Below are 18950 nucleotides of genomic sequence, written 5' to 3' on the forward strand. Positions count from 1 at the left end.
TCAACATAAATCATGTGATTTTGCGATAAAATGTTGTTGCCTTCGATCGCTACTTCAATAAAGCCTGCGCGGTTCGCTCGTCGGTGATCAGCCCGAAAAGACGGCGGCTATTCAGAATTGCCCGGATCGCCGCCACTTTCGCCTGTCCGCCCGCCAGCGCCACAAGCCGCTCTTTCTTGGTCTTGGGGAAAGACGCAGAGAGCGTGCGCGCCGTCAGCGCGGTATCGAGGATGTGGCCATCGGCGTCGAAAAAATGTCCGAGGATTTCGCCGACRCCGCCTGCCGCGGCAATGTCGTCAATTTCACCGGGTTCAACCATGCCGGACAAAACAAGCTGCGCCTCGGCATCGACAGTTCCCAGGCCGACGAGCTTCAGGTCGGCGTTATTAGCAAGGTCGAAGACCTCCTTGACGGCACGCTGCGCCTTCAGCACTTCACGGTCCTCGCCGGTATTGGCGAAAAAGGGAACCGGCATGACATAGGCATGGGCGCCGGTCTTTTCGGCGATGCGATGCATCACGTCATAGGGATTGGCGCCGTAGTTTCGTGTCAGGCCGCCAAGCAACGAGACGAAACGCAGGTTCTTCGCGCTCACCCTCGGCATATATTGGACGGCGGCGGAAAGCGTGCGGCCATGACCAAGGCCGATCACCGTATTGTCGCCGCGCTCAATCTCGCGCTTGAGATAGCCGGCGCCGGCATGGCCGAGTGCGCGGAGCGGCAAGCCTTCCTCGCCGAGATCGGGTGCGACCTCGCAATATTGAAGCCCGAAGCGTTCCGAAAGCCGCATTTCCAGCTCGACGCATTCGACAATATCCCCGTCGATGGTAACTTTGACGACGCCATCGGCGACCGCTCTGGCGATCAGGCGATGGGCCTTTACCGACGGCACGCCGAGGCGGCGTGCGACGTCGGACTGCGTCAGGCCACCGGCATAGTGAAGCCAGGCAGCACGCACGGCAAGGGTATCATCGGCGTCCGTCATCACGGCTCCTTTTCGAAGGTCATGCGGCGATTCCGCCGTATCGCAGTGCTGCCTTTTAAAGATCTCCGCCTCAGATGTTCAAGTCAGCGACGCCGGTGTCGATGTGCGGCGCCCAGAAGGCGACACTTTCGGCGATCTGCGGGATGACCTGGCGATCGTTCGGCTCGCGTTCCTTGAAGGAGAGTTCCAGGCAGATTTCATTGTCCTTCGCCCCACCTTCGGCCAGCGCCTGCAGCAGAGGTGCCGGCTGTATGCGGCCCTTGGCGTTGAATTCGGCGGTGAAGGGCCGGTGCCCGCCCTTGTCCATCAAGCTCTGTTTGATGTGGATGATCGGCGATACCAGCGGGACGGCCCGCGCCCAGGCGTAGGGGTCATAGTCGTCGGGATTGGCGGAGGTGATGTCGCCATGATCGATATCCGCCATCATCCACATCGGGATGGCCATTCCGGCGGATGTCAGCCGCTCCTGCAGTGACAGGCAGGCGCCGATCGTCTCGCCGAACTCGCGGCCGATGCTCATCGGCTCCCAGAACATGTAGGCGAGGCCTGCGACGCGCGCATGCTCGGCGACATCGGCCCAACAGTCGATCGCGATCTTGATCAGTTCCTCGCGTCTGGCCGGATCGTCGAAGTCCTTATAGGTGAAGATCGCAAATTGCGTGCCGACCGAGTGGCCGCCGAGATCGGCGGTGATGTCGGCAAAGGTCTTGAACCATTCGATGTAGTAGCGGCGCACATCGGCATCCGGATGTCCGAAATGGTTGAGGCGCCCATAGGGGCCTGTCATGCCCGAGGTGACCCGTACGCCGGTGCGCGTCAGCGCAGCGCTCATCGTGCGCGTCAGGCGGCGGATCACCGGCGCCTGCCAGCTCGGATTGATGAACTCGTGGGTCAGTTGGAGGTCGCGGATCCGCAAATCATGCGCAACCGTGTCGATGAGATCATCTGGGTCGGCGAAGCGGTTCACCAGCGGATTGGTATTGAGCGAAAGGGTCAGCGGCATGGCGGCATCCTTCAGGCGGCAGCAAGGCGGGTTGACGCAAACCACTCGCCAAAGGCCACGCGCTCCGCTTCGTTCAGATGGAGATAGTGTTTGGTGCGGCGATAGAGGATGTCCTCGGCCGTTTCGGCCCATTCCGTGGCGACGAGATAGCGGGCCTCGGCCTCATAGAGCTGTCCACCGAAATGCCGCCCGAGCCCTTCCATGCCTGTCGCGCCGGCAACCACATTCCTGGCGCGGGCGCCATAGAGACGGCCGTAGTGATGCACGAGCTTGCGCGGCATCCAGGGATAGATATCGCGCAGGCTGTTGGCAAAGCTCTCGTAGTCGGCATTCGGAATTTCGCCGCCCGGCAGCGGCGCTTTCTCCGTCCAGTCGCCTCCCATGTTCGGGAAGATGTGCTTCAGCCGCTGCATGCCGCGCTCGGCGAGTTCGCGGAATGTGGTGATCTTGCCGCCGAAGACGTTGAGCAGCGGAGCGCCGCCGGTCTCGTCGAGATCGAAGACATAGTCGCGGGTAACGGCCGACGGGTTGCCCTTGCCGTCGTCAAACAGCGGGCGCACGCCGGAGAAGCTGTGCAGCACATCGTGGCGGCGCAGCTTTTCCTTGAAGTAGCGATTGACCGCCTTGAGCAGATACTCGATCTCCGTCTCGTCGGCGGAAACATCCTCGGCCCGGCCTTCGTAAGCGATATCGGTCGTCCCGATCAGCGCCTTGTCGCCCTCGTAGGGATTGATGAAAATGACGCGTTTGTCGTGGTTCTGCACCAGATAGGCATTGGCACCTGCCCAGAACTTCGGCACGATGATGTGGCTGCCCTTGACGAGGCGGACGTTGCGGCCGGAGTTCGAGCCGGCGACGCGATTGATGATGTCCATCACCCAGGGGCCGGCGCAGTTCACCAGACATTTGGCACGGAAGGTTCGCGTCTCTCCCGTGGAGTTGCTTTTCGTGACCACGGTCCAACCGCCATTCTCGCGACGGGCCGACACGGCCGGCGAGCGGGTCAGCACCAGAGCGCCGTTTTCTGCTGCGCTCAACGCATTCAAGGTCACGAGGCGGGCGTCGTCGACCCAGCAATCGGAATATTCAAAGCCGCGCGTGTATTGATCGAGGATCGGCGTGCCTTCCGGGTCGCGGAGCAGGTTGAGCGTGCGGGTCCCGGGCAGCTTCTTGCGGCCGCCGAGATGATCATAGAGGAAGAGGCCGAGCCGCACGAGCCATGCGGGGCGATCCTCTGGGCTGTGCGGCAGGACGAAGCGCATCGGCCAGATGATATGCGGCGCGGCATTGAGCAGCACTTCACGCTCGATCAGCGCCTCACGCACCAGACGGAATTCGTAATATTCGAGGTAACGCAGACCGCCATGCACCAGCTTGCCCGAACGCGACGAAGTTCCCTGTGCCAGGTCGTCCTTTTCGCACAGCACGACCTTCAGGCCGCGGCCCGCAGCATCGCGTGCTATCCCCGCGCCGTTGATGCCGCCGCCGATGACGAAGAGATCCAGGAGTTCGGGTTCGGTCATGTCATGCTCCTTCGATGCCTGCTGCATCAGAATTACGCGCCCACCGGCGACGTCGTTGCGGCTTCGGCAAGCTTGTCCCAGGCGGGCGCCATTGCCTGGCGCACATCGGTATAGGCGGAAAAGAGCCGGTCGAACCGGTGGGCCTCGTTGGCATCCGGTGTCTCCGGATCGCCGAGCAGCGGCGTCACCCAGTCGGCTATGCAATCGTCCATGCTGGAATAGACGCCGACAGCCACCGCGGCCATCATCGCCACGCCGGCCGCCCCCGTCTCCTCGCGGCGCGACTGGCGGATCGGTGCGTTAACGGCGGCCGAGAGTGAACGGCGAAGGGCGAGGGAGCGTGTGGCCCCGCCCGTGAGCCGCAGCTCTTCGGGCATCGTGCCCATCGCGGCGTAGCAGTCGCGGGTGGCAAGCCCCAACCCTTCGACCACGCTGCGCAGCAGATCGGGGAAGCCGTGACGCATCGAAAGCCCGGTGAAGCCCGCGCGCGCATTGGCGTTGACGAAAGGCCCACGTTCGCCCGCTTCGGAAATATAGGGATGGTAAAGCACCGCCCCCGGTCGGCTTTCTGCAAACCAGCCGTCGATGCGCGCAATAAGGTCTGCATGCGAAGCAGGCTTACCTGCCTCGGCCATGAGATAGGCGGCGACCTCAAGGATCCAGTCGATGTTGATCGTGGCGCCCATATTCGTCTGGACCTGAGTGACGATGCCGGGGATGGGAAGGGCGATCACATAGCCGGTACCCTCACGATTGAGCTGAACGTCGGCAACGGACTTGGCGCGCAAGTGCACACCGGTCGAGCCGATCGTCGAGCAGGCGGCGTTGCGAGCGTCGCTGCGCACGCCTGCACCGAGCGCCGTCATCACCATGTCGACATAGCCGAGGCAGACCGGCGTTCCAGCAAGAAGCCCGCAGGCCTTCGCCGCCCCCGATGTCAGCGGGTGGCTGATCTCGCTGCCGTCGATGATTTCGGGCAGGAGCCCGCGCCTGTGGTCAAGGCCGAGCGCATCGATCACCACGGCATCATACTGGCGCGTTCTGAAATTGCCGAAGGTGAAACTCGCCTCCGATGGATCGGTCGCCCGCACGCCCGTGAGGTTGAGATAGAGCCAGTCCTTGCAGTGCAGCGCCGCCTCCGCCCGATCGAGAAGATCCGGCGTGAAGCGGTCCATATGGGCAAGTTGCGCGCCCTGTTGGCAAGTGTTGAGACCGGTGCCTGTCGCTTCGAAGCGGGCACGGTTCTGCGTTCCGCCGGCAAGCGACGTGACCGTCGGCGCGGCGCGCGCGTCGAGCCACAGCCAGGCATCGGCGACCGGCATATTGCCGTGGCCGACGAGCCAGGTGCCGTCGCCCTGTCCGGTAACGGCGATGGCTGCGGTGCATGATGCAAGATCAGCGACTTTTTCGCCTAGGCCCCGCAACGCGCTGGCGCAATCGAGCCAGGTCTGATCCAGCGACTGCGTTGCCGAGCCATTGTCTCCGGTGGTGTATCTGTTGCGAACGGAGGCTGTGGCAATCTGGCGCCCGGACAGATCGAAGGCGACAGCCTTGATGACCGAGGTGCCGGCATCTATGCCAATGATGATCGTCTGGGTCGATGTCATCGCAGGCCTATCTCGCCACCATCGCAAGCACCGCCGCAGGAAATACGCGCATCAAATTCATCTGAAGTCCTCCCGACCCTAAACTCATCTGGGATGATGCATCCGGCTGCCAACGTCGGCCCTTCCACGGGCAACGGCAAGCGCGCCGCCTTTGGCARATCCCAGATCTGGCGCGCAGCCGAAACCTCCCTAGCTTCACTCGAAAAGATAACATAAAGATACCATAATGCCAGTAAGATTTTTCTAGCGATGTAATTTTTTTCAACTAAAATAGAAGAGCAAGGAGCTTGCTTCCGCGCCGCCGAGCTGTTGGCGTGCAGCATCGAAAACGGTAATGCGCGCAATGCCTGATCTGTACAATTATGCATGAAAAACAGAGAGATGCCGCCATAATTCGGTAGAATGACAAGTGTGAAGGCGTGTCATTTTTTGCTGCACCGCAGCGCGATGAACAAGATGTGAGGTCGTGCATTTCAGTCGAGTTGGCGTGAAAGTGCCGTTGACAGTTTATAAAATATATAACATCATTTACGGCATAAGTAACATACTTCTATCACGGAAGTGCGCTTCCTGATGGAGAATTTGCAGGCCCAGGCGGTTGGAGGAGACATCTGCCGGTCTTGTTGAGGAGGCTTCCAATGCGAATTTTCGTCCAGAGTTGCGCTCTTGCGGGTGGCCCGCCGGTTTCTGTTCCGGTGCGACGCAGTGCTTCAGCGCGCCTGCGATCATCATCGCGCTAGCCCTCCCCATCTTGCCATTCCAAGCCAAAGGCCGTCCGGACATGAGTACCTCGCCCGATCATGCAGCATCAAAGCCGAGCAGCGGCAATCGCGGGCTCCTTGTCAGCGCGGCGTTGGCGGTCATCGTCGTTGCAGCGATCGCGTTCGATACGACGGTCGTCAAGATCGGTTCCGAAAACGATGTCCGCCAGCAGGCGTTCTCTCCGGAAACCTTCGGCGCTGAGCAGTTCCCGAAAATCAAGGCAAATGTCGAGGAGCGGGCCGCTGCGGCCGCCGATCTCGCGGCCGCCATTGCCGCCGACAAGAAGGCGGCGGCCGAGAAATACGGCACTGCGACGAGCACCGGACCGGTCATTCCCGTCACGCTGACCGGCGTTTTCGGCGCCCGCAAGTCGAACACCAACGAAATGAAGATCGATGGGTTGCCTCCCGAGACGGTGGTCCGTGTCCAGACCGGCCCTGCGGTCAACGGCACGGACCTCCGCGACGCAACCGGCACCATCGAATTCGGCCAGTTTACCAACCAGATCCAGTATCAGGATGCCGGATCGGCCATCAATAACGAGATGAAGAAGGCGGTTTTTGCGGGCATGGATCCTGACGCCCTGGACGGAAAGCAGGCGACCGTCGTCGGCGTCTYCAAGCTCATCAACCCGAAGAACTGGCTCGTCACGCCGGTGAAGGTCGAGCTCAAATGAGCCAGCCGCAACGTAGCAACGGGGCGAAAGGCGAGGTCGTCCTCGCAGCGCGCAACATCGCAAAATCCTACGGCAGCGTTCACGCCCTCAAGGGAGTGAACTTCGACATTCATCGCGGCCAGGTCACAACGCTGTTCGGAGAGAACGGCGCGGGCAAGTCGACGTTGATGAAGATCCTTTCGGGTGTCGCGCAGCCAAGCTCCGGCGAGATCATTCTCGACGGCTCGCCGATCAGCTTTAGCTCGTCGACCCATGCGCGCGAGTGCGGGATCTCCATCATCCATCAGGAGCTCAGCCTCGCCCCCAATCTCAGTGTCCGTGACAATATTTTCATGGGCCGGGAGATCATCAAGGGTGGTGTCGTCGACTTCGCTGAAGAGGAGCGTCAGACCCGGGCGCTCATGGAAGAGCTCGAGGAAGACATCGATCCGCAGACGCGCGTCGAGGATCTTCGCCTCGGCCAGCAGCAGATCGTCGAAATTGCGCGGGCACTCTCCATCAATTCGCGCATCCTGATCATGGACGAGCCGACCTCGGCGCTGAGCGCGACGGAGGTGGAAGTGCTCTTCAAAGTCATCCACGACCTGACGAGCCGCGGCGTGTCGATCGTCTACATCTCGCATCATCTGGAAGAGGCGCTACAGATCACCAATCACGCCGTCGTTCTGCGCGACGGAAACATGACCGCCTATGCCGAGCGCAAGGATATCGATCTCGAATGGATCGTCCGCAACATGGTCGGCGAGAATTTCGACCTTGGCAGCCCGCCGCAAGGTCATCCGTTCGGAAACGTCTCGCTTTCCATCGAAAACCTCAGTGTCCCCGGCCCCTCCGGCGCTGCCTATAATGCGGTCGATCGTCTGTCTCTCAAGGTGCGTGCCGGTGAGATCGTCTGCATCTACGGGCTGATGGGCGCCGGGCGCACGGAACTGCTCGAATGCATTGCCGGACGTCTGCGCGCAAGTGGCGGACAGGTTCTGCTCGAAGGACAGGACGTCAGTGGGCTCAGCATCGCCGGGCGCATTGCCAGCGGTCTCGTGCTTGTGCCGGAAGATCGCCAGCGCGACGGCCTCGTCCAGACGATGACGGTCGGCTCCAATCTGTCGCTTGCGAGTATCCGCGCCTTCACCAAAGGGCTTTTCACCTCCGGCCATCGGGAGCGCGATCTCGTCAATGACGCGATCCGGCGGGTGCATGTGAAAACCGATGGCGGTTCAGCTTCGATCGGCTCGCTCTCCGGCGGCAACCAACAGAAGGTCGTCATCGGCAAGATGCTGGCAACCCAGCCAAAGGTCATCCTGCTCGATGAGCCAAGCCGCGGCATCGACATCGGCGCCAAGGCGGAAGTTTTCAAGTTGCTCGCGGAGCGCGCCAAGCAGGGATTGGCGGTCATCTATTCGACGTCCGAAGTCAATGAATGCCTGAGTATCGCGCACCGCATCATCGTCATGCATCGCGGCAGGATATCGGCCGAGTTCGGCTCGGATGTCACCAAGGAAAAGATCATGGCCGCCTCCGGCGAAGCCGTGGTCGCGCACTAGCCTGGATTATGGAGCACTGATTATGTCAGTCACGAACGTCACCGAAAAGAAATCAGTTTCCAGCGGGCAGAAGCGCAATACCAATATCGTGCGTCTCATCCTGGAAGGCCGGGCCTTCTTCGCGCTGATCGTCATCATCGCGGTCTTTTCGTTCCTGTCGCCCTATTACTTCACGCTGAACAACTTCCTGATCATGGCGTCGCATGTCGCGATCTTCGGCATTCTGGCGATCGGCATGCTGCTCGTCATCCTGAATGGCGGCATCGATCTGTCGGTCGGCTCGACACTCGGGCTTGCAGGCTGCATCGCCGGTTTCCTGATGCAGGGGGTCACGCTCACCTATCTCGGCGTCATCCTCTATCCGCCGGTCTGGGCCGTCGTCGTCATCACATGTGCGCTCGGTGCGCTGGTCGGTGCGGTCAACGGCGTGCTGATCGCTTATCTCAAGGTGCCGGCCTTCGTCGCCTCGCTGGGCGTGCTCTACGTGGCCCGCGGTATCGCGCTCCTGATGACCAACGGCCTGACCTACAACAATCTCGGCGGCCGTCCGGAACTCGGCAATACCGGCTTCGACTGGCTGGGCTTCAACCGGCTCGCAGGCATTCCGATCGGGGTCATCGTGCTTGCGGTTCTCGCCATCGTTTGCGGCATCGTGCTGAGCCGCACTGCCTTCGGCCGCTGGCTCTACGCCTCAGGTGGTAACGAGCGTGCCGCCGACCTCTCCGGCGTCCCGGTCAAGCGCGTGAAGATCATCGTCTATGTGCTTTCGGGCGTCTGTGCAGCGATCGCCGGCCTGGTCCTCTCTTCGCAGTTGACCTCTGCTGGTCCGACGGCAGGCACAACCTACGAACTGACGGCGATCGCAGCCGTGGTCATCGGCGGCGCGGCGCTGACCGGCGGCCGCGGTACGGTTCGCGGCACCATGCTCGGCGCCTTCGTTATCGGCTTCCTTTCGGACGGCCTCGTGATCATCGGCGTCTCGGCCTACTGGCAGACGGTATTCACCGGCGCGGTGATCGTTCTCGCCGTCCTCATGAACAGCATCCAATACGGCCGCCGGGTCAAATCGTCCTGACGGCTGAGACCGAAACTTATCCACGACGGCAGGCTGGAGTCCACGAAGCCGATTGGGGAAAGCACTGCCGGATCCCCGGCAATAACTGAACTCACAAATGGGAGAGAGACTATGTTTAAGAAAGGCATGCGCATACTTCTGGCCGCCGCGGCAGTAGCACCGCTTCTTGCAAGCTCCGCTTGGGCAGCGGGCATGATGACGATCATCGTCAACGATCCGTCGAATCCCTATTGGCTGACGGAAGGCAATGTCGCCAAGGCAACCGCCGAAAAGCTGGGCTACACGGCCTCGGTCAACGCCCACAAGGGTGACACCAATACCGAAAGCAACCTGATCGATACGGCGATCACCAACAAGTCGGTGGCGATCATCCTCGACCCGGCAAACGCCGACGGTTCCGTCGGTGCGGTCAAGAAGGCCGTTGCTGCCGGCATCCCGGTCATCCTCGTCAACGCCGAGATCAACCAGGAAGGCCTAGCCAAGGCGCAGCTTGTTTCCAACAACGCACAGGGTGCCGCCCTCGGCGCGCAGCAATGGGTCGAAGCGATCGGCGACAAGGGCAACTATGCCGAACTCTTCGGCGCGCCGTCCGACAACAACGCGGCAACGCGTTCGAATGGCTACGAGACTGTCCTTTCGCAGTATCCGGATCTGAAGAAGGTCGCCAAGGAAGTTGCCAACTGGGACCGCACCCAGGGCCACAACAAGATGCAGTCCATGCTGCAGGCCAACCCGGATATCGTCGGCGTCATCTCGGGCAATGACGAAATGGCGCTCGGCGCGATCGCCGCACTCAAGGAAGCCGGCAAGCTCGCCAATGTGAAGGTCGGCGGCTTCGACGGTTCTCCGGATGCAGTTGCTGCCATCAAGGCGGGCGAACTCCAATACACCGTCCTCCAGCCGGTTGCCGTCTTCTCCGAAGAAGCCGTCAAGCAGGCAGACAACCTGATCAAGACGGGTAACACGGGTGCCAAGAGCGAAAAGCAGCTCTTCGATTGCCTGTTGATCACCAAGGACAACATCGACAAGTACACCGGCCCGTTCGTTCTGGCGCAGTAAACGGTAAAAGGGCGCTCGCAAGAGCGCCCTCATTTTCATGCTGGAAGCGATGGCCTGCGGTCCAACCGCCGGTTGCGTTTCGCCTTTTTGCCTTGGCGCGGCAATCACTGTACGAAGCTGGGATCCATAGTTCAGCGACAGGGGTGACCCGTGACACAGAAGACCAGCCGGGACGACCATCTGTTGGACCAGCTCACCAGCGACAGCAGGCAGACGCGCCAGATCGCGCGCCGCCGCATGATTGCAGAGGCCGTGATGGGTGAAGGCTCGATGCGGATTGAAGACCTGACCGACCGCTTTGGGATCAGCCTGATGACGGCTCACCGCGATGTCGATGAGCTCGTCAGCCGCGGCCTCTTCAGGAAGACGCGCGGCATCGTCACGGCGGCGGCGACCAATCTCATCGAATCCAGCGACGTCTATCGCTCCAACCGCCAGTCGGTGGAAAAGAAGCTGATCGCCGAGGCGGCAATGCAATTCGTCGAACCGGGACAGGCGATCTTTTTCGATGACTCGACCACGGTACTTCAGATGGCGGCGCACCTGCCTTCGAAGGTGCCGGTCACCGCAATTACCAATTCCCTGACATTGATGAATGCGCTGACGGGCCTGCACGACGTCACGCTGCTCGCCCTCGGCGGCCAATATTACAATTGGTGCAATGCCTTCATGGGTCGCATAACCATCAACGAGATCAAGGCACTCAGGGCAGATGTCGCGTTCATCTCGATGTCGGCGATCAGCGATGGCACGGTGCTGCACCAGTCCCCTGAAACAGTCGATACCAAGCGCGCCATGTTCGACTGTTCCGTAAAACGCATCCTGCTTGCCGATCATACAAAGTTCGAACGGCGTGCACTCCACAGTTTCGCAGCACTGGATGAGTTCGACGTCGTTATCGTCGACGACAAGACCCAGCCGGTGCACATCGACCGCATGCGGTCCAGAGATATCAACGTGGTCATTGCCAAGGGCGCCGGAGGGCGCTCCTGACGGCACGGGCCGGTTGTCCCTCGTGAGGTAAACGGGAATGCCGACACTGCTCGGGATCGATAGTGGTTTGACAGTCACCAAGGCGGTCATCTTCGATGTCGACGGCACGCCGCTTGCAGCCGCCCGGCGCCGGGTGACGCAGTTCATTCCGAAGGCCCGCCATATCGAGCGCGACATGGATGAATTGTGGAACGCGACGGCCGATGCCATCCGCGAAGCGATTTCACTCAGCGGGCGGCCGGCAAGCGACATAGCGGGCATTGCCGCTACCGCGCACGGAGACGGCATCTACCTGCTCGATCACGCCCGGAAGCCGCTCGGCCGGGCCATTCTCTCGCTGGACAGCCGGGCAGGGGCGATCGTCGACCCGTGGACGAAAAGCGACGTCGCCGACCTGGCGATCGAACTGACGGGGCAGATCCCGCACGTCTCCGCGCCATCGGCATTGCTTGCCTGGATCCGCGAAATCGAGACTGAGCGCTATAAGCGCATCGGCCATTTCTTCAGCTGCAAGGACTGGCTGCGGTTCTGCCTGACCGGGACCATCGGTACGGACCGCACCGAAGCCAGCACCTCCTTCACCAATGTCAAGACGCAGAACTACAGTGAGGACGCCCTGCGGCTGTTTGGATTGCAGGATCTCGTCCACGCCTTGCCACCAGCCTCGCGCTCTGACCAGATCGTCGGACGCGTGACCCGTGAAGCCGCGCAACTGACGGGCCTCGCCGAAGGAACGCCTGTCGTTGCCGGTCTGCACGACGTCACGGCCTCGGCGCTCGGGGCAGGGGGTTATGCCAAGGGCGTTGTCGCGGTCATTGCTGGGACCTATTCGATCAACGAGACGCTTTCGTCGGAACCGCGTGTCGACCGGCGCTGGTTCTGCCGCAACGGGATTGCACCCGGCATCTGGAACAGCATGTCGATCTCCCCGGCATCGACAGCGAACTACGACTGGTTTCTCGACACGCTCTGCGCTGCCGAACGGAAGAATGGYGAGGTGCAAGGCAACTCGATCCACGCCCTGCTGGCGCCCGAGATCGAGGCCGCCTTCGAGCGCCCCTCGACCGCGCTCTTCCATCCCTATCTGTTCGGCTCGCCCTATGGCGCGGCGGCCAGCGCCGGCTTCTTCGGGCTCGGTGGATGGCACGACCGCGGCGACATGCTGCGCGCCGTGCTTGAGGGCATCGCTTTCAATCATCGCATTCATGTCGACGCGCTTCGCGACGGCTTTGCCTTCGATCAGGCGCGGCTCGCCGGGGGCATCTCGCGCAACCCTGCCGTCGTGCAGATGTTTGCCGATGTGCTTGGCATGCCGGTCACGGTAACCGAGACGGATGAGGCGGCCGCCTGGGGTGCTGCGCTTTGTGCCGGGTCGGGTGCTGGGGTCTTCGCCGATCCGCAGAGCGATCCGCGCGACACGGCCGCCATCGCAAAGACTTGCCGGCCGGATGCGGCGCGCAGCGCGGATTATGAAAAGCGTTACCAGGTGTTCCGCGACATTGCCGACGCGATGATCCCCCTTTGGCCTAGGATTGCCGCGCTTGCGCCGGAACAATCGGCAAACTGAAAAGACAAATGCCTGCTGCGGCGGGCAATTTAGGACGACGAGCATGACCCCCGATTTGCAGCAGCGCTTCTCGAATCCCGGCGAGAACGATATCGACGTTTTGATCATCGGGGCGGGCATCAACGGCGCCGGCCTGTTCCGCGACCTCTCGCTACAGGGTGTCAATTGCCTGATCGTCGACAAGGCCGACTTTGGTTCCGGCACGAGCGCCGCACCATCGCGGCTCATTCACGGCGGCCTGAAATATCTTGAAACGGGTGAGTTCGGACTGGTTGCGCAATCGACGCTTGAGCGCAACCTCCTGCTCAAGAACGCGCCGCATTGCGTCGAGCCACTGCCGACCTTCATTCCGGTCTTTTCCTGGACCCGCGGTATCTGGGCAGCGATCAGAACGCTCTTCGGGTCGAAGACGGCGCCACGCAGCCGTGGAGCCGTGCTCATCAAGATCGGGCTTCGGCTCTATGACTTTTTCGGTTCACGCGACCAGGTCATGCCGCGCCACCGGCTGATCTTGAAGAAACAGGCGCGCAAGGAAATGCCGCATGTAACCCCCGCCATCGTCGCCGGCGGCATCTATTACGATGCCAAGATCAGCAGGCCGGAGCGACTCGTCTATGAGCTCGTGAGCGATGGTCTCGATGCGAACGCGCGGAGCCTCGCGGCAAATTTCGCGACACTGGCTGCCGTTTCAGAGGGGCATTTGACCTTCCGGCAGCCCGATGGTCGCGATGTCACCGTTGCTCCCAAACTGGTCGTCAATGCGGCAGGTCCCTGGATCGATCACGTCAACACTTTACTCGGTGCCCCATCGCACCTGATCGGCGGCACCAAGGGTTCCCATATCCTGCTTGACCATCCCGAGCTGGTGCGAAGCCTCAACGGCCACATGATCTATTTCGAGGCCGACGACGGCCGAATCTGCCTGGTCTACGACTATCTCGGGCTGGCACTTGTTGGTTCGACCGACATTCCGGCGGATGATCCGGACAATGTCCGCTGCGAGGAGCCGGAAACCGAGTATTTTCTCGAAAGTGTCCGCTCGCTGCTGCCGACGCTCCGCATCGATCGCGACCAGGTCGTTTACAGCTATAGCGGTATCCGCCCGCTGCCGGCGTCAGATGCGGCAGCACCGGGGCTAATCAGCCGTGATCACTCCGCGCCGGTGAAGGAGCCAGAGAGCGGCAGACCGTTTCCGATCATTTCGCTGGTCGGAGGCAAGTGGACGACGTTCCGTGGCTTTGCGGAAGAGGTCGCCGACACCGTTCTCTCCCGGCTGCAGCGCAGCCGCAGCCAGTCGACACGCTATCTGGCGGTCGGCGGCGGCAAGGCCTTTCCGGCTGATGCCCAGCAACGTAGCGCCTGGATCAGGGATACCGCATCACGCAGCGGCGTTGCCGCCGAGCGTGCCGACGAACTGCTCGCCCGCTACGGCACGACGGCCGCAGCCCTGCTTTCTTCTCCTTCAGGCTATACCGACGAGCAGCGCCTGGCGGGTGCGCCGCGTTACAGTCTCCGCGAGATCGACTGGATCGCCCGGAACGAAATCGTCGTCCACCTGTCGGACATCGTGATGCGTCGTACGACGCTTGCGATCGAGGGCCGGTTGACGCTGGAAGGCCTGCGGGAAATCGCCGGCGTTGCCGGGGCAGCGCTCGATTGGAATGCCGAACGAACGGCAAGCGAAATCCAGGACGTTGTCAGCCAGCTGGGCCGCTTCCACGGCCAAGCACTGACAGGCAAGGTTGCCGCCGAGCCGGAAAAGACACCGCGCCCGGCCTCGGGCTAACCCAGTTTCAGGAGAAAGCCGGATCGAGGGAACCGGACTTGTAACGCTTCGCCATTTCCGAAACGGGGAGGGGCGTGATGCGGCCGGCCATGCCGGCGGTGCCGAACTGTTCGAAGCGTTCCTTGCAGAGCTTGGTCAGCGCCGTCATCGCCGGCTTCAGATATTTGCGCGGATCGAACTCGCTTGGATCTTCCTGCAGCACGCGGCGGATCTGGCCGGTCATCGCCATTCTGCCGTCGGTGTCGATGTTGACCTTGCGCACGCCGTTCTTGATGCCGCGCTGGATTTCCTCGACCGGCACTCCCCATGTCGGTTTCATCTGGCCGCCATACTTGTTGATGATCTCCTGCAGTTCGATCGGGACCGAGGACGAGCCATGCATGACGAGATGTGTGTTCGGAAGCTTGCGGTGAATTTCTTCGATGACGTTCATCGCCAGTACCGAACCGTCCGGCTTGCGGGTGAACTTGTAGGCGCCATGCGATGTGCCCATCGCGATGGCGAGCGCATCGACCTTGGTTTCGCGCACGAACTTCACCGCTTCGTCCGGGTCGGTCAGCAGCTGGTCATGCGAAAGCTTGCCCTCGGCGCCGTGGCCGTCCTCGGCCTCGCCCATGCCGGTCTCGAGAGAACCGAGAACACCGAGTTCGCCTTCCACTGAGATGCCGCCGAAATGCGCCATGTCAGTCACCATCTTGGTGACGCCGACATTATAGGCCCAGTCGGCGGGCGTCTTGGCGTCCGCCTTCAGTGAACCATCCATCATTACCGAGGTGAAGCCCGCCTGGATCGCCGTCATGCAGTTGGAGGGATCGTTGCCGTGATCGAGATGCACGCAGACTGGAATATGCGGATAGATTTCAACGACGGCATCCATCATGTGCTTCAGCATGATGTCATTGGCATAGGCGCGGGCTCCGCGCGACGCCTGCATGATAACCGGCGCCTGGCACGCATCCGCGGCCTCCATGATGGCGAGCGCCTGCTCCATGTTGTTGATGTTGAAAGCGGGAACGCCGTAGCCTTCCTCCGCAGCATGGTCGAGCAGTTGCCTCAGCGTAATGCGTGCCATCCAAGATTCCCCCATATCGATGGTCGATCGAAACGCCGCCATCTCTTTGAAACTAGAGCCCGGGCGCGGGCCGTTCAAGCGCCTTATTTTAACAGGCAAAATGGCATAGGGGGAGGAAAGTAACAAGCATCAATAACAATATCACAAACAGTATGATATTTCTCAAGAGTCATTTCGCATGCACGAGCCGAATGAAATTCGGTGCCTGTGCTGAAGAGACGGGCGTCACGCCCCTTGCCGGCGATGGCAAGAACTCTTCAGCCAGACACCCGTGCGGCCGCTGCGGTTATGGCTTGTCGTTGATGGCAGTCGGCCAACAGGGGAATTCGGAATATCCGGCAAACCGGGTCAGATGAGACCGTATTGTTCCGCCTTATTGCGCAGGAACGGCAGGCCCTTGTCCATGACCTCTTCCATATCGCGTGCAACGGGGCGCCAGACGGCCAGGCCATAGGCGACCTCAGGCGGCATGTTGATGAAGCTTTCCATCGCAAGCCCGCCCTTGAAGCCGATTGCGGCGAGCGCGGCATAGATCGCATCCCACGGGATGTTGCCGTAGCCCGGTGTGCCGCGGTCGCTTTCCGAAAGATGGATGTACTTCAGGTGATCGCGGGCGATCAGGATGCCATTTGCCGCACCCTTTTCCTCGATATTCATGTGGTAGGTGTCGAGGTGAACGAAGATGTTATCCGCGCCGACGCGCTCCACCATCTCGACGGCCTGCTGCGCCGAGTTGATCAGGTGGTTCTCATAGCGGTTCACGGCCTCGACGCCGAGCTGGATGCCGTGCTTCCTAGCATGCTTTGCCGCTACGTCGAGCACCTTGGCGATGTTGTCGTATTCGCCCTGCGTCGGTGGCACGCCGGTGCGCTCGCCGATGCCGCCGAAGATGACGCCGGACAGGGCCTCGGCGTTCATTTCTGCAGTCTTTTCGATCGCAACCTTCAGGTGCTCGATTGCGGCATCCGGGCGGACCGAGGCCCAGGCATGTTCCGGCAGGCCGAGCGAGCAGACGGCGCGCAGCTTATTCTTTTCAAGCAGGGCGCGGGTATGTTTGGCATCGACGGCAGGCGCGTTCAGCAGCGCGATCTCGATGAAATCCATCTTGTAGTGCACGGCTCCGGCAATCGCCTTTTCGGCACCTGCGCGATCCCAGTTCATGGTCCACATGCTGGTGTGAACGCCGAAACCTTCCATGATCGTATCTCCTATTTCACGATTCTGATGAACTTGGCCGAGAACCACCGCAGCACCATCACGACGATGAGCAGGATACCCCAGACGGCAGTGGTGAGGTGCTGGTTGGCGCCGAGCAGGTTGAGCCCCGAAGAGAGAAGCTGCAGCACGATGAGCGCCACGAAGACGGGCAGGACGCGGCCGAAGCCGCCGAAAGGATTGATGCCGCCGAGAAAGCAGGCGAGCACGGTGATCAGCAGATAGGACTCGCCGTGGCCGACGCGCACCGAATTGAAGCGCGCAAGCATGATGATGCCGGCAACCGCAGCCATCACGCCGGAAAGCATATAGACCAGCACCAGAACCTTGCGGGTGTTGATGCCGGAATAGCGGGCAGACTCGATATTGGAGCCGATCATGTAGGTGGAAAAGCCGAGCTTGGAGCGCGAGAGTAGAATGTGGCTGGYGATTACGCAGGCGATCAGGATCAACAAAGGTACCGGGATGCCGAGGATGCTGCCGTGGCCGATCGGAGCGATGAAGGTAGGGAAGCCCGAGATATCGCCGCCGCGCGTCAGGAACTCGCCGAGGCCGCGCAGAAAGATCATCATCGACAGCGAAACGAGGATCGGATGGGCGCGGGTAAAGGCGATGACGAGGCCCATGACCAGGCCGCTGGCGGCACCGACGGCAAGCGCCAGAGCCGAGCCGAGCAGGAAGGCGCCCGGGCCGGCATCGATGCCGCCATTGGCCTGCAGCGTCCAGGCGAGCGTCAGGCCGGCGATGTTGGCGGTGAAGGTGATCGCAAGGTTGAGGCCGCCGGTGAGGATCGGCATCAGCATGGCAAGCGTCAGAACACCCAGCTCGGGAAGCTGAAAGGCGACCGATCCGAAGGTCGCGCCCGTCAGGAAATGCGGCGAGGCGAAACTGAAGACGACAAGCACGGCCGCCAGCGCGGCGAGGGGACCGGCCATGTCGGCCCCGAAGATGGCGTTGAAGCGGGCGGCAAGCGCGTTCATCAGCTCTCTCCCCTGCCTGCAGGCCTGTCACCGGTCGATTTCCGGGTCGCAAACACTGGCACCAGATTGCCGATGCGGGCGCTCGACAAGGTGATCGCAACGAGGATGATCGCGCCGACGATCATCTTGAAGGCGAAGGGCGAGACGCCCATCAGGTTGAGGCCGTTCTGGGTGATCGAGACGAGCAGCACGCCCAGCACGCAACCGAGCACCGAGCCCTTGCCGCCGCCCAGCCGCGCCCCACCGAGCACCACGGCAGCGAGCACATCGAGTTCGCGGCCGTAGAGTGCGTTCGGCACGACCTCCTGCGCATAATGCGCCTGCATGAGCCCGGCGATGCCTGCCATCAACCCAAGCCAGCCGAAGGCGATGAACTGCATAGCGCCGATATTGATGCCGAAGCGGCGCGCGCCTTCCGGATTGTCGCCGAAGGCGTAGAGCTGCCGGCCGGTCGTCGTGCGGGTAATGAAGAACCATGTGGCGAGCGTGCAGACGGCCATGACCACAACCGGCAAGGTGATCTCAGCCCAGCTCCCATCGGCCATTTCGCGCTCGTAGATGATGACGCGGCTCGTCAGCCAGTCGGGCAGATTGTAGATCGACACCCCCTTGGTGAAAAACATCAGCAAGCCGAAATAGACGTTGAAGGTCGCGATCGTCGCGACGATCGAGATGATGCGGAAGCGGTGGATCAGGAAGGCGTTGATCACGCCGAGCACGATGCCGATGCCGGCCGCAATCAGGAAGCCGGATACCCATCCACCCCCGCCGATCCTCTCGAGCGCAAGTGCAGTGACGTATTGCACGATCGAGGCTGCGACCGCGAAGGAGATGTCGATCCCGCCTGATATCAGCACCACGAGCAGGCCAACGGCAAAGATAATGTTGACCGCGCTGATATTGAGCAGGTCGAAGACATTGCCGAGCGTGAAGAAACGGTCGGTCATGAGAGCAAGAACAATGCTCATAGCGATGATGACGGCAAACAGCACGAATTCAGTCGTATGGGACAGGAACAGCTTACGCATAGACCGCCGCCTCCAGGTCTTTCAGCGTAGTCGCGCGCGGATCATGCCAGCCGGCGATGCGGCCCTTTTCCATATGGA

The 18950-nt window shown here is 61.5% G+C and carries 16 protein-coding genes; 7 read left to right on the plus strand and 9 right to left on the minus strand.

The window, feature by feature from the left end:
- Window positions 1-49 precede the first annotated feature (49 nt).
- The 5 genes from AC1D1Z_RS17435 to AC1D1Z_RS17455 form a co-directional block, all read right to left on the minus strand.
- Window positions 50-985 (minus strand): sugar-binding transcriptional regulator, encoded by a 936-nt coding sequence (locus AC1D1Z_RS17435; RefSeq protein ID WP_018245671.1) that lies wholly within the window; start codon window positions 983-985, stop codon window positions 50-52.
- 70 nt (window positions 986-1055) lie between these two features.
- Window positions 1056-1988 carry a TIM barrel protein gene (locus tag AC1D1Z_RS17440; protein ID WP_018245672.1) on the minus strand — a complete coding sequence of 311 codons (933 nt, stop codon included), beginning with the start codon at window positions 1986-1988 and terminating at the stop codon, window positions 1056-1058.
- An 11-nt stretch (window positions 1989-1999) separates the two neighbouring features.
- Window positions 2000-3511, minus strand: coding sequence for a glycerol-3-phosphate dehydrogenase (locus AC1D1Z_RS17445; RefSeq protein WP_026188698.1), 1512 nt, complete (start codon window positions 3509-3511; stop codon window positions 2000-2002).
- A gap of 32 nt (window positions 3512-3543) precedes the next feature.
- Entirely contained in the window at window positions 3544-5118 is a 1575-nt protein-coding gene (locus tag AC1D1Z_RS17450) for an FGGY-family carbohydrate kinase (RefSeq protein WP_018444791.1), read from the minus strand.
- A gap of 528 nt (window positions 5119-5646) precedes the next feature.
- The gene (locus tag AC1D1Z_RS17455) at window positions 5647-5850 is read right to left on the minus strand and encodes a hypothetical protein (protein WP_245268274.1); all 204 of its coding nucleotides are present in this window, start codon (window positions 5848-5850) and stop codon (window positions 5647-5649) included.
- Window positions 5851-5899: 49 nt separating this feature from the next.
- On the opposite strand from AC1D1Z_RS17455, the gene AC1D1Z_RS17460 reads away from it, so the two are divergent.
- From AC1D1Z_RS17460 to AC1D1Z_RS17490, 7 genes are all read left to right on the plus strand, one after another.
- The gene (locus AC1D1Z_RS17460) at window positions 5900-6556 is read left to right on the plus strand and encodes a DUF2291 family protein (protein WP_477851374.1); all 657 of its coding nucleotides are present in this window, start codon (window positions 5900-5902) and stop codon (window positions 6554-6556) included.
- Window positions 6553-8097, plus strand: a complete 1545-nt coding sequence (locus AC1D1Z_RS17465; RefSeq protein ID WP_018245677.1) for a sugar ABC transporter ATP-binding protein — start codon at window positions 6553-6555, stop codon at window positions 8095-8097. Before AC1D1Z_RS17460 ends, AC1D1Z_RS17465 begins: the two co-directional genes overlap by 4 nt.
- Window positions 8098-8119: 22 nt before the next feature.
- Entirely contained in the window at window positions 8120-9172 is a 1053-nt protein-coding gene (locus tag AC1D1Z_RS17470) for an ABC transporter permease (protein WP_018245678.1), read from the plus strand.
- A gap of 111 nt (window positions 9173-9283) precedes the next feature.
- A complete protein-coding gene (locus AC1D1Z_RS17475; protein WP_003550839.1) occupies window positions 9284-10231 on the plus strand; it encodes a D-ribose ABC transporter substrate-binding protein in 948 nt (315 codons plus the stop codon).
- Between the two features lie 150 nt (window positions 10232-10381).
- On the plus strand, window positions 10382-11224 hold the full coding sequence (locus AC1D1Z_RS17480; protein WP_018245679.1) for a DeoR/GlpR family DNA-binding transcription regulator: 843 nt from the start codon (window positions 10382-10384) through the stop codon (window positions 11222-11224).
- A 37-nt stretch (window positions 11225-11261) separates the two neighbouring features.
- Window positions 11262-12791 carry an FGGY-family carbohydrate kinase gene (locus tag AC1D1Z_RS17485; protein ID WP_018245680.1) on the plus strand — a complete coding sequence of 510 codons (1530 nt, stop codon included), beginning with the start codon at window positions 11262-11264 and terminating at the stop codon, window positions 12789-12791.
- 43 nt (window positions 12792-12834) lie between these two features.
- Window positions 12835-14577: a glycerol-3-phosphate dehydrogenase/oxidase gene (locus AC1D1Z_RS17490; RefSeq protein ID WP_026188700.1), complete on the plus strand. Its 1743-nt coding sequence runs from the start codon at window positions 12835-12837 to the stop codon at window positions 14575-14577.
- A gap of 7 nt (window positions 14578-14584) precedes the next feature.
- On the opposite strand, the gene fba is transcribed toward AC1D1Z_RS17490, so the two are convergent.
- The 4 genes from fba to AC1D1Z_RS17510 all read right to left on the minus strand — a co-directional run bounded on the left by fba (window position 14585) and on the right by AC1D1Z_RS17510 (window position 18872).
- Complete coding sequence (fba, locus tag AC1D1Z_RS17495) at window positions 14585-15649, minus strand: class II fructose-bisphosphate aldolase (protein ID WP_018245682.1); 1065 nt, start codon at window positions 15647-15649, stop codon at window positions 14585-14587.
- Between the two features lie 348 nt (window positions 15650-15997).
- Entirely contained in the window at window positions 15998-16846 is an 849-nt protein-coding gene (locus tag AC1D1Z_RS17500) for a sugar phosphate isomerase/epimerase family protein (RefSeq protein WP_026188701.1), read from the minus strand.
- An 11-nt stretch (window positions 16847-16857) separates the two neighbouring features.
- Entirely contained in the window at window positions 16858-17844 is a 987-nt protein-coding gene (locus AC1D1Z_RS17505; RefSeq protein WP_477851379.1) for an ABC transporter permease, read from the minus strand.
- Window positions 17844-18872, minus strand: a complete 1029-nt coding sequence (locus tag AC1D1Z_RS17510; RefSeq protein ID WP_018245685.1) for an ABC transporter permease — start codon at window positions 18870-18872, stop codon at window positions 17844-17846. The genes AC1D1Z_RS17505 and AC1D1Z_RS17510 overlap by 1 nt, the downstream gene beginning before the upstream one ends.
- Between the last annotated feature and the right edge of the window lie 78 nt (window positions 18873-18950).

The sequence above is a fragment of the Rhizobium sp. P1_E1 genome (assembly GCF_056406015.1).

Excerpts from the sequence above, each read along its gene's own strand:
- AC1D1Z_RS17440 (WP_018245672.1), bottom strand. The coding sequence starts at position 1,988 with ATGCCGCTGACCCTTTCGCTCAATACCAATCCGCTGGTGAACCGCTTC.
- AC1D1Z_RS17445 (WP_026188698.1), bottom strand. The coding sequence starts at position 3,511 with ATGACCGAACCCGAACTCCTGGATCTCTTCGTCATCGGCGGCGGCATC.
- AC1D1Z_RS17450 (WP_018444791.1), bottom strand. The coding sequence starts at position 5,118 with ATGACATCGACCCAGACGATCATCATTGGCATAGATGCCGGCACCTCG.
- AC1D1Z_RS17455 (WP_245268274.1), bottom strand. The coding sequence starts at position 5,850 with ATGATGATCGCAGGCGCGCTGAAGCACTGCGTCGCACCGGAACAGAAA.
- AC1D1Z_RS17465 (WP_018245677.1), top strand. The coding sequence starts at position 6,553 with ATGAGCCAGCCGCAACGTAGCAACGGGGCGAAAGGCGAGGTCGTCCTC.
- AC1D1Z_RS17470 (WP_018245678.1), top strand. The coding sequence starts at position 8,120 with ATGTCAGTCACGAACGTCACCGAAAAGAAATCAGTTTCCAGCGGGCAG.
- AC1D1Z_RS17475 (WP_003550839.1), top strand. The coding sequence starts at position 9,284 with ATGTTTAAGAAAGGCATGCGCATACTTCTGGCCGCCGCGGCAGTAGCA.
- AC1D1Z_RS17490 (WP_026188700.1), top strand. The coding sequence starts at position 12,835 with ATGACCCCCGATTTGCAGCAGCGCTTCTCGAATCCCGGCGAGAACGAT.
- fba (WP_018245682.1), bottom strand. The coding sequence starts at position 15,649 with ATGGCACGCATTACGCTGAGGCAACTGCTCGACCATGCTGCGGAGGAA.
- AC1D1Z_RS17500 (WP_026188701.1), bottom strand. The coding sequence starts at position 16,846 with ATGGAAGGTTTCGGCGTTCACACCAGCATGTGGACCATGAACTGGGAT.
- AC1D1Z_RS17510 (WP_018245685.1), bottom strand. The coding sequence starts at position 18,872 with ATGCGTAAGCTGTTCCTGTCCCATACGACTGAATTCGTGCTGTTTGCC.